The organism is Xenorhabdus sp. PB61.4 (assembly GCF_963894935.1).
GTDB lineage: Bacteria > Pseudomonadota > Gammaproteobacteria > Enterobacterales > Enterobacteriaceae > Xenorhabdus > Xenorhabdus stockiae.
Genome location: NZ_CAWQJR010000166.1, coordinates 20,637 through 35,015, shown reverse-complemented (window position 1 = coordinate 35,015; position 14,379 = coordinate 20,637). Strand labels below are relative to the sequence as shown.

The following is a 14,379-nucleotide window of genomic DNA, read 5'->3' as shown; positions in this document are numbered from 1 at the left end:
ATATTATGGGTTTTAAGATAACTATTGAAAAATATTACAGAATAAAAACAGCTTAATATAAAAACACAAGATGATAGTAAACAATTTGTAAATGCGCCTTATTTAATAATAATTTTTTCAGTTAAGTGAGTTTATTTTTATCGCCCTCTGCTATTATTACACTACAGATAATTGGGCGGGGTTGATTATGAGAAAATTGTTAGTAATTTGTTTATTGGGTTTTACATTAGCAGGGTGTGAGAAGCCGCTGAAGATTGATGGAACGAATGGAATAGCGGTAAAAACATCCATCGAAAAGATCAGGGATACTCTACCTGAAGATAAAAAACTAAAATTTGATGACTCATTGAATATTGTTATGTTTCACAATATCGATTTTGATGAACTGTTTAAGAACAACAAGCAGGGAAAAATAAAATATGATGCTATGGAAAGCCTGGAAAAAAGCTTTTATCAATCATTGAATGGGAAAACCGCTGATCAGATTATTAATGAAGCAGAAAAAATTAAGAAAAATAATAAAGCGCCCTGATTTCGGGGCATTTTAGCTGTTATTGAGTCTTATCTGGTTTATTTTTTCCCAAAAGCGTTAATCGTTCCCCACATTGTCGGCAGACATAGCAACTTTTACCTCTGAGCACCTTATTATGTTGCCTGATGCTTAATTCGTGCTGCTGGCAATGACAGCCATAGATGAATATCTTGCTGCAAACGGATTGTACTGAAAATTGATGGGTTCGGTTGGCAGGTACTTTAAACACGGTTTCCATAATATAACGCCACTCTTTGCCGTGAGGAGCGACTTTGCCAAACTGATGATAAACCAATAAATGAGCTAATTCGTGGGGGATGACTTCATCAATAAACGACTGCTCGTTTTCAATAAGCAAAATTGGGTTAAGACGAATTTCCCAATCTTGTAAACGAGCACTTCCTGCAATTGTCCCTCTTTGCTGGTAGGTCACACAGGGTTCAGGAAACGTTTGCTGAAGGAATTCACTGGCCTGAATCATTTTTTGCCGTAAAGCGCGCATGACTGCTTGCTGTAGTGGAAGAGGAACCTTAACGGATTTCATAAACAGCGATAATTCTGTGGTAACTTAATTTGAATAGTAACTTAACACAAAAAAAGCCCGCTTGTTATGAGCGGGCTTTTTAATGTTGTGGGATTATTTCAGCCCGGCTGCATCACGCAGGATTTCAGCTTTATCTGTTGCTTCCCACGGGAACTGCTCACGACCGAAATGACCGTATGCCGCAGTATCACGATAGATTGGATGCAGTAGATCCAGCATTTTGATCAATCCATAAGGACGCAGATCGAAGAACTCGCGTACCAGCTGAACCAGTGTTGATGTTGGTACTTTTTCAGTTCCAAACGTTTCAACCATGATAGAAGTTGGTTCAGCAACACCGATAGCATAAGAAACCTGAATCTCACAGCGGTCAGCCAGACCTGCGGCAACGATATTTTTAGCTACGTAACGTGCCGCGTAAGCCGCAGAACGGTCAACTTTAGATGGATCTTTTCCTGAGAATGCTCCACCACCGTGACGCGCCATACCACCGTACGTATCAACAATGATCTTACGGCCGGTCAGACCACAGTCACCCATTGGGCCACCAATCACAAAACGGCCTGTTGGGTTGATGAAGTATTTAGTCATCGGAGTGAGCCATTCTGCTGGTAAAACAGGCTTGATGATCTCATCCATAACTGCTTCTTGCAGCTCTTTCTGACCGATTTCTTCTGAATGCTGGGTAGAAAGTACAACAGCATCAATGCCGACAATTTTGCCGTTGTCATACTGGAATGTAACCTGACTTTTGGCATCCGGACGCAACCAAGGCAGTGTTTTGTTCTTACGTACATGCGCCTGACGCTCAACCAGACGGTGAGCATAGGTAATAGGTGCTGGCATAAGAACATCGGTTTCATTGGTTGCATAACCAAACATCAATCCCTGATCACCTGCTCCTTGTTCCAGAGGGTCAGCTCGGTCTACACCCTGATTGATATCAGGAGATTGCTTACCAATCGCGCTGATTACTGCACAGGAATTAGCATCAAAGCCCATTTCTGAACTGGTGTAGCCAATCTCACGTACTGTACTGCGGGTAATTTCTTCGATATCAACCCAGGCGCTGGTAGTGATTTCACCACCAACCATAACCATGCCGGTTTTCACATAAGTTTCGCAGGCTACACGAGCCTTAGGATCTTGTTCTAGAATTGCATCAAGAACAGCGTCGGAAATTTGGTCGGCAATTTTATCTGGATGACCTTCTGAAACTGATTCAGAAGTAAAAAGGTGTGTAGTCATTATATTTCGATACCTTAAATATAATCTTGGTTTAAGGGTGGATGTTTTACCATCTAGACGGCTAGTCTAAGTCAGTATCACTAAATATACCAGTTTTTTTGGTTTCAAATACCTTCTGTTGCGTGACATTTTGGATTTCTCATCTGTCATTCCTTGAAATGTGCAGTTTAAAGAAATCTAACTTCTTGAGCGTTATCTCTTTGTATGTTGTTGATGGGGCCAGTTTGTTCTTTTGTGCCTTAATATCTCCCGGAATTGACGGAATACAAAAAATAACTATTTTCTTTATTTTCAAATTGTTATTTTGTTGGTGGGGTTTATTTATCCAAATGAATAGTGATGGAAGTGTTTTATATTAGTAAGAGATTGTTTACTTTCTATAAAGATAACGATGGAAATTTATCGGATATGCTTATCTATAATCTGTTAGGCATCAATAAATTTCATTTTGCAATTTTGTAGGATTACAGGTATAAACAGCGCCCTATAACTGATAGGTTTTTTTATACTTCAAGTTATAGGCGTTTGCCGGATACGTTTTATGCGTGTTCTGCGTCTCATCAATTGAGAAACGGCTTTCGTAAAGCCATGTGGGGTGAATGGGGTTATGAACCATTATTTGCTGCTTGTTAACAACCGACAGCCACATTATGCCATTGATGTATCCACATCTTGTTCCTTTCTTATCAATATGAATTCATTCCGATGTTACCTGAAACATTCGAGTAGACAGGTCGCTTCGGACAGAAGCCGTATTACCAAACCGTAAATATACACATTGTTTAGCTTCCTCTAAACGTTTTTATAATTTAAGAGCATGCTATTCCCTGACATTTATAAATGCGCAAGATACGCACACTAAATATAGTGTCTTGGGTTATTGACTACAGGTGAAGGCAAACCTCTACTCCATGAAGGAGACTGCCATGAATGATAATATCGCTCGTAAAATGCGCCAGACTTACAATATTGCATACTGGGGCGGCAACTATTACTACGTCAATGATCTGGGTAATGTCAGTGTTTGTCCAAATCCAGATTTGCCGGAAGCTCAGGTTGAGATTGTTGATCTGGTAAAGAAAGTTCAACAAGAGAAAAAACAATTACAGCTGCCAGCATTGTTCTGTTTTCCTCAGATCCTGCAACATCGTTTGCGTTCCATTAATGCAGCCTTTAAACGTGCGCGTGAATCCTATGGTTATAAAGGTGATTACTTTCTGGTTTATCCGATTAAGGTGAACCAGCAGCGTCGCGTGATTGAATCACTGGCTAATTCTGGCGAACCTGTCGGTCTGGAGGCTGGCTCGAAGGCTGAGCTGATGGCTGTACTGGCTCATGCAGGTATGACACGGACTGTAATTGTCTGTAATGGTTATAAAGATCGTGAGTATATTCGTCTGGCACTGATCGGTGAAAAACTGGGACACAAAGTGTATCTGGTCATCGAGAAAATGTCTGAGATTGCAATGGTGCTGGAAGAAGCGGAACGTATCAATGTCGTACCTCGTCTTGGTGTACGGGCGCGTCTTGCTTCACAGGGAGCGGGTAAATGGCAGTCCAGTGGCGGGGAGAAATCCAAATTTGGTCTGGCGGCAGCACAGGTTCTACAACTGGTTGAAACTCTTCGAGCAGCCGGAAAACTGGATAGCCTACAATTGTTGCATTTCCATCTGGGTTCCCAGCTGGCAAATATCCGTGATATAGCAACAGGTGTGCGCGAATCAGCCCGTTTTTATGTCGAGCTGCATAAACTGGGTGTCAACATTCAGTGTTTTGATGTGGGAGGAGGACTGGGTGTTGATTATGAAGGTACACGTTCCCAGTCAGAATGTTCCGTTAACTATGGCCTGAACGAATACGCGAATAACGTTATTTGGGGAATCGGGGATGCCTGCGAGGAAAATGGCCTGCCACACCCAACTGTCATCACAGAATCTGGTCGTGCATTGACGGCTCATCATACCGTTTTAGTCTCCAATGTTATTGGAGCGGAATGTAATGAATTCACCGAAACGACACCACCGGCAGAAGATGCTGCACGTCCTCTGACAAGTTTGTGGGATACATGGCTGGAAATGCAGGATGATGGCTACAAGCGTTCTTTGCGTGAATGGCTGCATGATAGTCAGTTTGATCTGTACGATGTTCATACCCAGTATGCCCACGGGATTTTGAGTCTCTCCGAGCGAGCTTGGGCAGAGGAATTATATTTAAATATCTGTCGCCGTATTCAGCAGGATCTTGATCCAAGTAACCGTGCTCACCGTCCGATCATTGATGAATTACAGGAGCGCATGGCTGATAAACTCTATGTGAACTTTTCCCTGTTTCAGTCCATGCCTGATGCCTGGGGGATCGATCAGCTGTTCCCGGTTCTGCCACTTGAAGGGCTGGACAAACCGCTGGATCGTCGCGCTGTTTTGCTGGATATCACTTGTGACTCTGACGGTATTATCGATCATTATGTTGAAGGTGATGGTGTGGCGACAACAATGCCAATGCCTGCCTATGATCCGGAAAATCCGCCACTGATCGGTTTCTTTATGGTCGGAGCCTACCAGGAAATTCTGGGTAATATGCATAACCTCTTTGGTGATACTGCGGCTGTTGATGTCTACGTTACCGAAAACGGTGAAGTGACTTATCAGCAGAGTGAAGAGGGTGATACAGTTGCCAATATGCTGCAATATGTGAAACTGGAGCCTCAGGTACTGCTGACCCGCTTCCGTGATCAGGTGAAATCGACAGATTTGGCTGAAAATCTACAGGAACAGTTCCTGCAAGAGTTTGAAAGTGGCCTGTATGGTTATACTTATTTAGAAGATGAGTAATTCTAATTAGTCGTTAACCGAATAAGCGCTGTGACAGGCGCTTATTCGAAAAAATTAAACTAATTTAATCTCTATTCGGTTTAATCCCTTTCCTTTATTCTTTCTGGATAATTTAACTTTTCCTATTTAGTTTGTATTACTTACATGTGTACCGCAAAAAGGCATTTCTATTTCGTTGCAACACCATAATCTCAGTTCATCCTGATATTTAAATACTATCCGGTGTCCTTGACTGATCTTATAGAATTTGTGTAACGGGAGTATGGTTATTGTGTACTAAATTAAGGGGTTCCATTTTTTCCAGATAGTTGCCGCGCTTATTTCATCTAATTACCTCAAAAGTGTAGCAAGAAAAAATGATGTCTAATACTATATGCTCGAATATTGGTAGGTATGAGTAATTATCTGTTTTTTGATATTAATTGGTTGTTTTTAAAGGTTATTTAAAAAGTCAGACTTCTTGTGAAGTTAGCGTAATGTAATCAAGCCCTATGTTAATTAAACACAAGGCTTTAGAGGATATATTATGAGTATTAGTTCCTTAGGAAACCAAATCGATAACTCTCTGGTTTCAAACGCCTTTGGCTTCCTGCGCTTCCCGTTGAATTTCCAGCCTTATTCCGGTGATGCGGAGTGGGTTATTACCGGTGTACCTTTTGATATGGCAACATCCGGTCGGGCTGGTAGTCGCCACGGGCCGGCCGCTATTCGTCAGGTCTCGACAAATCTGGCTTGGGAAAGCAGCCGGTGGCCATGGAACTTCAGCCTGCGCAAGCGCCTGAATGTGGTTGATTGTGGTGATCTGGTCTTTAATTTTGGTGATGCGCAGGATATGAGCGACAAACTACAGGCTCATGCTGAGAAAGTGCTGGCATCAGGCAAAAAAATGCTGACTTTTGGTGGCGATCACTTTGTCACGTTACCGCTGTTGCGCGCCCATGCGAAACATTTCGGTAAAATGGCTCTGGTTCATTTCGATGCTCATACCGATACTTATCCTAATGGCAGTAAGTTTGATCACGGTACGATGTTTTACCATGCGCCAAACGAGGGATTGATCGATCCGGCGCATTCTGTCCAGATCGGTATTCGTACTGAGCACGATACAGATAATGATTTCACGGTATTAGATGCAGGGCAGGTGAATGATCGCAGCGTTGAAGATGTTGTCGATCAGATCAAATCTGTTGTCGGTGATCTGCCGGTATACCTGACTTTTGATATTGATTGTCTTGATCCGGCATTTGCGCCCGGTACAGGAACGCCGGTGATCGGTGGTTTGACTTCAGATCGTGCGCTGAAAATTCTGCGGGCTTTGCAACCGCTGAATATCGTTGGAATGGATGTGGTGGAAGTTGCTCCTTCCTATGATCAGTCAGAAATTACCGCACTTGCGGCAGCAACAATCGGGCTGGAATTGCTGTATTTGCAGGCTTCTAAAAAAGCTGTCTGATATATTCAGCTATACATAAACGTTGTTTGAAAGCTCGTCCTGATGGCGGGCTTTTTTCTTTTTTACTGCACCTTTACCGTGTTTATAGAGGTAAAAAAGTATATAGGGGAAAGTATTCCCAAACGCACCTATTGTTCCCAAATTGAAACAATCCCGCAAAACCATCGCTTAACCTTGCAGCATCGAAAAACTGCGTTAGGATGTTTTAAAAGGCATTCTTATGAGGATACAAGCATGATAATCACTTCAACTGAATTTAAGAATAATGATTTCCTGAGTAAAGAGCAGGAATTCAATGAGTTTGGTGGTAACGGTGGTAATCGCTCACCTGAACTTGCCTGGACAGATGCGCCTGCCGGAACAAAAAGTTTTGCGGTCACGGTTTATGATCCTGATGCCCCAACGGGCAGTGGTTTCTGGCATTGGGTGGCATTTGATATTCCGCTGGAAATACAGGCTTTATCCCCAGATGCCGGACGGAGTGATGGCAGCAAATTACCGGCTGGCATCATTCAGAGCAGAAATGATTACGGGCAGTTTGGTTTCGGTGGAGCCTGCCCGCCAGAGGGAGATAAAGCCCATCGCTATATTTTCACGGTACATGCCATGTCGGTAGAAAAACTGGGTATTGGCGCTGAAATAACAAATGCGGTCACACGTTTTATGATCTACGCCAATAGTCTGGCAACCGCCACTATTACCGGCTATTACCAGCGTTAACTGTTTCATTATTTTCCGGTTTTAAGATCTTCAGTTTATAAAAAAAGGGTATCAATATATGAGCAGCAATTCTTTTTCTTCTCCAAAGAAAGTTCAATGGAATCAGGGATTACAACAGGAAGCAGTCGAGATTCTGTCTAATGATGGCGGAATGATTGTCTGCCCGACTAAAGTGGGTTACATCATCATGACGTCCGATGCGAAAGGGCTGGAGCGCAAATTTGAGGCTAAGCAGCGCAATCGCAATAAGCCCGGAGTTGTATTGTGTGGATCTCTGGAACAGTTGAAAGAGCTGGCTCAGCTTAACCCGGAAATTGAAGAGCTTTATCAGAAACACTGGGATGCAGATGTGTTATTGGGCTGTATCCTGCCGTGGAAAGAAGAGGCAGTTAATCGTATTCCCGATGATGGTTCCAAAGAGCTGATGATGGATGGCCGTGGTACAAGCTGTTTTGTCATTAAATTTGGTAAGCCCGGTGAAATTCTGGCAAAAGAGCTGTGGGAAAAATACGGTAAATTCTCTTTCGCCAGCTCAGCTAACCCATCAGGCAAAGGTAATCGTGGTTTGGTTGAGTGTATTGGTGAACGCATTGAGGAGCGGGCAGATCTGATTATTACCGCCAATGATTATGTGAAATCCATTCAGCCGAATGAGACTGAGCAAACCCGCTATGAGCAGGGTGTGATGATTTCAATGGTCGATGACAACGGTAAATTAGTACCGACTCAAAATGGTCAGCGTGATATTACACCGTGCCCGGTATTGATCCGTAAGGGACTGGATGTCCATAAGATCATGGTAATAATGTCTGATATTTTCACGACATGGGATTACCGTCACGGCAACTATTATTAATAATCGCTGCGGGTGCGGAACCGTACCCGCTCAAATCACGGCGCATAAAGCCAGAAGAAACTAATTCTGTCCGGTTGGTCACACTGGCTTTGGCAAAAATATTACGCAGATGAGTTTTCACAGTAGAGAGAGAAATACTGAGCTGTAATGCTATGCGTTTATTACTCGCTCCTTCTCTGACCCACTGAATAATTTCCTGTTCTTTTGCCGTAAACATGACTTGAGCATCGGGACAAATATCAAAAGTCATTAATTCGGCCACAGGAATAATAGAGTAAAGTCGCATGACTTCCTGATACTGAAACGGATAGTCCCTGAAAACTGAAATACCCGCGAGGATTTTATTCCCACGGCGGATAAAGATTTCGACTCTATCCGTTAATTTATTGGGCTGCATAAAATCATGATAGAACTGTTGGCCACTCTCTTTCATATTGTCATTCATGCTGACAAGACGCTGTTCATTATTTCTGAAATTTTCCGGATGTAGCGGATCTAACTGACAAAAATACGCGACATATGCCTGATACACGTCGGATGTGATGCCATACAGGATATGGTTTTCGGGCTGCCACTTTTCATTAACGAGATAATAAACAGCAGCAGACACGGGAATGATGTGGGCAATTGTATTCAGACAGCAATTAACCAGTGTCTGTTGATGCTGGCTGAGTGGTGAAGTATTCATTTATCGTACCTATCTGATCCAGTTGTGAATTCATCATGGCTTTTCTGATTATGAATACAAAATACACATATTAATAATGTGAGATTGATTGCATTATTTAAAACTTATTCTTTCATGTTTTAGCTGCTTTTAGACTGACTTTGTACATATTGCCTTTTGTTTATTAACATATTAATTGATTGTTTTTTCATTATCGCCTGATATTTCTTGAGTTACGGTATTTTTTATCTTTTTCTTTGGTACTTTTCGGCAAAAAACGGCATGAGATACCTCTTTTGGGTATCGTTCTTTAGAGTGATGGCAACACTTTTCCCTTTATCCCTATAGTTAAATCACAGTCACCTTTCGTTTACAAAAAATTCACAATCAAACCGACTGTATTTATGGGTAAAGGGGGAAGAAAAATGAATATGTCCTCAAAGTTAATATCACATATTGAGAAGGGTAAGGTTGGTTTTCCGACGACACTTGCCAGTTCTGTTGGTGTGATTATGGCAAGTCCGGTTATTTTAACCGTCACCAGCGGGTTCGGAATAGGGGGTGATACATTTGCTCTGGCTGTGTTTCTCAGCTTTATTGTGATGCAGGCTCAGTTGACAACGTTTGCTGAAGCTGCCGCGATTTTGCCTACTTCCGGCTCAGTATATGATTATATTTCTTGTGGTATGGGACGTTTCTGGGCAATAACCGGAGCACTTTCTGCCTATTTAATCGTGCATGTTTTTGCCGGTACTGCGGAAACCATCCTTTCCGGCATTATGGCATTGGTGAATTTTGAAAGCCTCAATACTGTGATGGAGAGCAATAATGCGTCCTGGATGGTTGGAGTAGGGCTAGTGATCACCTTTGGTCTACTTAATGCGTTTGGGATAGAGGCATTCAGTAGAGTGGAGATTGTACTGACGTTTGCCATGTGGAGTACGTTAGTGATCTTTAGTTTGTGTGGTCTGCTTATGCCATTTCACACTTCAGTTGATGGCTGGTTTGGTGAGTCGCTGAATATTGCTGATCCGACCGTGATATTAAGTCTGATTGGTATGGCGATGTTTATGTTTATGGGCTGTGAGCTGGTGACGCCAATGGCACCAGAAATCAAAAATTCAGCAAAAGTCATCCCACGTGCAATGGCTATCGGGTTGTGTGGTGTTGCGTTCTGTATGTTTATGTACGGCGCTGCGATGACACATCAGGTGGAAAACGTCATTGTTGACCCAGCAAATAATGTCAGGTTGCTGGAAACTCCGATGGCAATTCCGGCTTTTGCCGGGCAGGTCATGGGGGATTTTGGTAAATACTGGATTGGTTTTGGCTTGCTGCTGGCGGGAGCGGCAACGATTAATACACTGATGGCGGCTGTTCCCCGTATTTTATACGGTATGGCACTTGACGGTACTTTACCCCGTATTTTCACTTACCTGCACCCAAGATTTAAAACACCCGTATTTGGTATTTTAGTGGCTGTTTTGATCCCCTGTATCCATGCTTTTGCTATTCAGGGCGATTTGAACCGTATTATGCCGCTGGTATTGGCTGCGGTTTGTTCCTGGGGAACTGCTTATCTGTTAGTCACAATTTCTGTCATCCTGCTACGTATCCGTCGTCCTGACCTGCATCGTGCCTATAAATCACCGTTTTTCCCTGTACCGCAGATTATTTCCGGTGTGGGAATTGTCATCGCTCTTATTTACATTACTCCCCCGGGTATGGATAAAGCGGATGTTTATATTCCTTTCCTGATCATGCTTGGATTAACAGCGACCTATGCATTGATATGGACAATATTTGTTCAGAAAGTCAATCCGTTTAAACCTGTCGAGGTAGAAGACGTTCTGTCCAAAACGTTCTCTGAAACTGAATTGAAGGAGATTAAACTTGAGCCATTACGCAGCCTCCACTAAATCTTCTTTCTGGCAAAAAATCAATCAACAAAGCGTGCCTGCCGACTATCAGGCAGGCCTGACACTTAACCGGCTGGAGCGTGATCTTCAGCCCTATTACTGTGAAAGGCCGGGGCCGGGAGAACTGATCGTCAGACCAGAAGACCAGTTGGCAGTATGTGTCAACGAAAGGGTGAAAAAGTTGTTTATGGCATTCATCGTTTATACGCGTTTTTCTGTTTCCGGTGTGATAAACCAGCCTTTGAATGCCGATATACAGGTAAAAACGGCAGGTAGCCTGCGGAAAAAGCGGGTGAGATTTTTTTCAAAACAGGAAGATGGGCTCAAATGGATTGAGCAACTGGAGCAATATCCTGTTATTCGACAGACGTTAGAGGAGCTGGATTTTCGGTCATGCAGCCTGCAAATCAGGAAAGGAAAATGGCGTTGCGAAATTGAACATTTTGCTGCTTCTGAAATTGTCAGCCGGCTTCCGGCGACCCGCCGTTACCTGCGTTTAACCTCAGAGCAGCGTCATCGTTTACTCAGTACGCTGCATCTGATCCATCAGCTTATGTTGCAAGGTATTGGCAAAAAGCCGTACACGTGAAGAGAGCGTTTCTTCTGATTTAAACAGGATCCAGGATTGATAGATATCCATGTCCCATTCGGGCAGAAGCCTGATCAGTTTTCCGGCTGTGACGGATTCATGGGTGATATAGTCCGGTAGGTAAGCAATACCCGCCCCAGCCAGCGCCGAACTCATTAATGCTACACTATTATTAATGCGAAAACGGCTGCGCACTTCAATATCAAACTTATTTCTCTCTTTCTGAAACGGAAGGGAGATAGTATGAGCAGGGCCGCGAAACAGCAGATAATCATAACGGGGAAGATCTTCCGGCCTTTCTATAGCCGGAAACTGGCTGAGATAATCAGGAGTCGCGTAAAGCCCCCAGGTGATATCAATCAGGGGCATCACAAGTGGATGGTCTGGTGTTTCACGGCCTACCACAATGGCGATATCACATTGGTCTTTTTCCATGTTAATGATCCTGTCGGTCAGTTCCAGATCGACGCTGACATGGATATTCCCGGCAACAAAATTGTTCAGGGCCGGAACAATGCATTGACTGCCGAAGGATACCGGTGCAATCAGGCGCAGGCTTCCCATCGGCTCTTCATGGAAATTACGGATAAAACGTTCGGCGTTTTTGGCTTCATTCAGAATACGCTGACAATATTGGTAATAGCTCATTCCGACTTCTGTCACCTGAATCTTGCGTGTGGTTCGGTTGAGTAACTGAGTACCGAGCCTGATTTCTAACTGTGCGATTTCACGACTAACGGAAGACTTCGAAAGCCTTAATGATTTTGCCGCTTCGGTAAAACTTAATGTCTCTACGACACGGGCAAAGATCACCATTGAGCTGAGATTCTCAATATTATTCATAAAGTAACCTGATGATTTACTCCGAAAAACCCTAACATATCACAGGTTCTGTTCTGAAGGGCTTTATTCTCTGTGGAAATTTTTCATTTAACGAACGACTGTTCCATAATAGAAACAGTGAGCCGAACGGTGGCATTTTGCTGCGATAAAGAGTAATTATTTTATAACAATAACAAGCTGTTCTTTTTCAGCATGTCTAAATATTCTGGAGGGCAATGTGAAATGAACCAAACTATGACACAAAAAATTCTCGCTCGGGCGAGTGGGCGTGAACAGGTCACACCGGGCGAAGTGGTTTGGGCAAAAGTGGATATCCTGATGTCTCATGATCCCTGTGCCCCCGGCGTTGCCAGCGTATTTAAAAAAGAGTTTGGTCAGGATGCCAAGATATGGGATCCGACCCGTTTCATTATGATCCCTGACCATTTTGTTTACTCTGCGGACCCACAGGCTAACCAGAATATACGGGTAATGCGTGAATTTGCCGCAGAACAGAATGTTAAGTATTTTTATGATGTCGGAACCCCCAATTATAAAGGTGTCTGTCATATCGGATTGGCGGAGGGAGGACATACTCGCCCCGGAGAAGTGTTGTTGGGGACGGATTCTCATACTGTTACCGCCGGAGCATTCGGGACATTCGCGATTGGGTTGGGGATTACTGATGCGGCTTATGCCATAGGGACGGGAGAAATCCCGCTGAAAGTGCCAAGCACCATTCGTGTGAATTTTACCGGCACGAAGCCAGCGCATGTTCTGGCTAAAGATATGATCCTGACGGTATTGTCAGAACTGACAGTGGATGGCGCGACCTATCAGGCGATTGAATTCGGTGGCAATGTCATTGATGAATTATCTGTCGAAGAGCGTATGACGATTTGTAATATGGTCGTCGAGTGCGGTGCCAAAAATGGCATTATGGTGCCGAATCAGGCAACACTTGATTATCTGGCAGAACGGAATGAGATGCCGTTTGAGATTGTTTACCCGGATGAAGATGCCCAATATACCCGTGTATTAAATATTGATGTGTCGGATATGCAGCCGAAGATAGCCAAACCGCATTCTCCGGATAATGTGGTTTCCATTGAAAAAGTTGCCAATGTTGCTATTTCTCAGGCCTATATCGGTTCCTGTACCGGGGGCAAGATTGAAGATTTCATCGCCGCTGCCCGTATTATAAAAGGCCATAAGGTTAAAATTCCGACTTATGCGGTACCAGCAACAAAAGAAGTATTCCATAAAACCATCACAACTCAGATTGAGGGCGTTTCCGTTTATCAGATTTTAACGGATGCGGGAGTGAAACTTTCTGCTGAAGCGGGTTGTGCTGCCTGCTGCGGTGGCCCACCGGATACTTTTGGCCGCGTTAATGATCCGATATCAGTGATATCCACGACTAACCGTAATTTCGTCGGAAGAATGGGGCATAAGCGCGCTAATATTTACCTTGCTTCACCGTACTCTGTTGCTGCGGCAGCAATTACTGGCCAGATCACTAATCCGGGAGAATTTTTATGAGTGATGTCGTTATGAATGATGCTGTTTTAAATGAACATAAGGAAAATATCATTCGTGGTCAGGTTTATGTTCTGGAGGATAATATTGATACTGACCAGATTCTGGCCGGGGAATATATCAAAGTAAACCCCTCTTCACCTGAAGGTTATGCCCAATTAGCATCACTGGCGATGTGTGGATTACCTGAAGGATCGCTGCCTTTTATTGATGAAGAAAAAGGTAAGGCGAAATATCCGATTATTGTTGCCGGGCAGAATTTTGGCTGTGGTTCTTCCCGTGAACATGCCGTCGTGGCGCTGGGCGCTTCGGGTGTAAAAGCCATTCTGGCGCAATCTTATGCCCGGATATTCTTCCGCAATTGTGTCTCTACTGGTGAATTATTGCCTGTCGCCGCACAAGAACGCTTGTGCGACAGCTTAGTTACCGGTGACAGCATTGAGATCGATATTGAAAATCAGACAGTAACAATACTGAAAAGCGGTGAAAAATACCCGACCGATCCTGTCGGGGAACTGGCTAATATTGTTGCTGCTGGTGGGCTGTTCTCTTATGCGCGGGCAACGGGCCGAATAAAATAATATACCCGCCGTCTTTCAAGTTGCCTCTTTGTTGCTCCTTTGCCGCTGTGATGCAACTGGAAATCCAGAAAATATGCC

At 43.6% G+C, this 14,379-nt stretch carries 13 protein-coding genes; 9 read left to right on the top strand and 4 right to left on the bottom strand.

The annotated features are described in order from the left end of the window. Positions 1-187: 187 nt before the first annotated feature. Positions 188-532 (top strand): DUF6694 family lipoprotein, encoded by a 345-nt coding sequence (locus tag AACX68_RS12335; protein ID WP_099122449.1) that lies wholly within the window; start codon positions 188-190, stop codon positions 530-532. 19 nt (positions 533-551) lie between these two features. On the opposite strand, the gene AACX68_RS12330 is transcribed toward AACX68_RS12335, so the two are convergent. Next, positions 552-1,076 (bottom strand): SprT family zinc-dependent metalloprotease, encoded by a 525-nt coding sequence (locus tag AACX68_RS12330; RefSeq protein WP_228859340.1) that lies wholly within the window; start codon positions 1,074-1,076, stop codon positions 552-554. A 93-nt stretch (positions 1,077-1,169) separates the two neighbouring features. Next, on the bottom strand, positions 1,170-2,324 hold the full coding sequence (metK, locus tag AACX68_RS12325; protein WP_228859339.1) for a methionine adenosyltransferase: 1,155 nt from the start codon (positions 2,322-2,324) through the stop codon (positions 1,170-1,172). Positions 2,325-3,250: 926 nt separating this feature from the next. Here metK and speA point away from each other — a divergent pair. From speA to AACX68_RS12305, 4 genes are all read left to right on the top strand, one after another. Then, the gene (gene speA / locus AACX68_RS12320; RefSeq protein ID WP_228859338.1) at positions 3,251-5,155 is read left to right on the top strand and encodes a biosynthetic arginine decarboxylase; all 1,905 of its coding nucleotides are present in this window, start codon (positions 3,251-3,253) and stop codon (positions 5,153-5,155) included. 526 nt (positions 5,156-5,681) lie between these two features. Beyond that, positions 5,682-6,608: an agmatinase gene (gene speB / locus AACX68_RS12315; RefSeq protein WP_228859337.1), complete on the top strand. Its 927-nt coding sequence runs from the start codon at positions 5,682-5,684 to the stop codon at positions 6,606-6,608. 234 nt (positions 6,609-6,842) lie between these two features. Further along, on the top strand, positions 6,843-7,328 hold the full coding sequence (locus tag AACX68_RS12310; protein ID WP_228859336.1) for a YbhB/YbcL family Raf kinase inhibitor-like protein: 486 nt from the start codon (positions 6,843-6,845) through the stop codon (positions 7,326-7,328). A gap of 58 nt (positions 7,329-7,386) precedes the next feature. Continuing rightward, positions 7,387-8,184: an L-threonylcarbamoyladenylate synthase gene (locus AACX68_RS12305; RefSeq protein ID WP_099125107.1), complete on the top strand. Its 798-nt coding sequence runs from the start codon at positions 7,387-7,389 to the stop codon at positions 8,182-8,184. On the opposite strand, the gene AACX68_RS12300 is transcribed toward AACX68_RS12305, so the two are convergent. Continuing rightward, positions 8,147-8,872: a helix-turn-helix transcriptional regulator gene (locus AACX68_RS12300; RefSeq protein ID WP_228859335.1), complete on the bottom strand. Its 726-nt coding sequence runs from the start codon at positions 8,870-8,872 to the stop codon at positions 8,147-8,149. The two genes, AACX68_RS12305 and AACX68_RS12300, sit on opposite strands and share 38 nt — an antisense overlap. Before the next feature lie 404 nt (positions 8,873-9,276). On the opposite strand from AACX68_RS12300, the gene AACX68_RS12295 reads away from it, so the two are divergent. Together AACX68_RS12295 and AACX68_RS12290 are read left to right on the top strand one after the other, a co-directional pair. Continuing rightward, the gene (locus tag AACX68_RS12295) at positions 9,277-10,770 is read left to right on the top strand and encodes an APC family permease (protein WP_228859334.1); all 1,494 of its coding nucleotides are present in this window, start codon (positions 9,277-9,279) and stop codon (positions 10,768-10,770) included. Further along, on the top strand, positions 10,745-11,359 hold the full coding sequence (locus tag AACX68_RS12290; RefSeq protein ID WP_228859333.1) for a DUF3156 family protein: 615 nt from the start codon (positions 10,745-10,747) through the stop codon (positions 11,357-11,359). Before AACX68_RS12295 ends, AACX68_RS12290 begins: the two co-directional genes overlap by 26 nt. Here AACX68_RS12290 and AACX68_RS12285 read toward each other — a convergent pair. Next, a complete protein-coding gene (locus AACX68_RS12285) occupies positions 11,291-12,202 on the bottom strand; it encodes a LysR family transcriptional regulator (protein WP_228859332.1) in 912 nt (303 codons plus the stop codon). The genes AACX68_RS12290 and AACX68_RS12285 overlap by 69 nt on opposite strands. A gap of 222 nt (positions 12,203-12,424) precedes the next feature. On the opposite strand from AACX68_RS12285, the gene AACX68_RS12280 reads away from it, so the two are divergent. Beyond that, entirely contained in the window at positions 12,425-13,723 is a 1,299-nt protein-coding gene (locus tag AACX68_RS12280) for a 3-isopropylmalate dehydratase large subunit (RefSeq protein ID WP_339389335.1), read from the top strand. Further along, entirely contained in the window at positions 13,720-14,301 is a 582-nt protein-coding gene (locus AACX68_RS12275; protein ID WP_228859330.1) for a LeuD/DmdB family oxidoreductase small subunit, read from the top strand. Before AACX68_RS12280 ends, AACX68_RS12275 begins: the two co-directional genes overlap by 4 nt. Positions 14,302-14,379 lie beyond the last annotated feature (78 nt).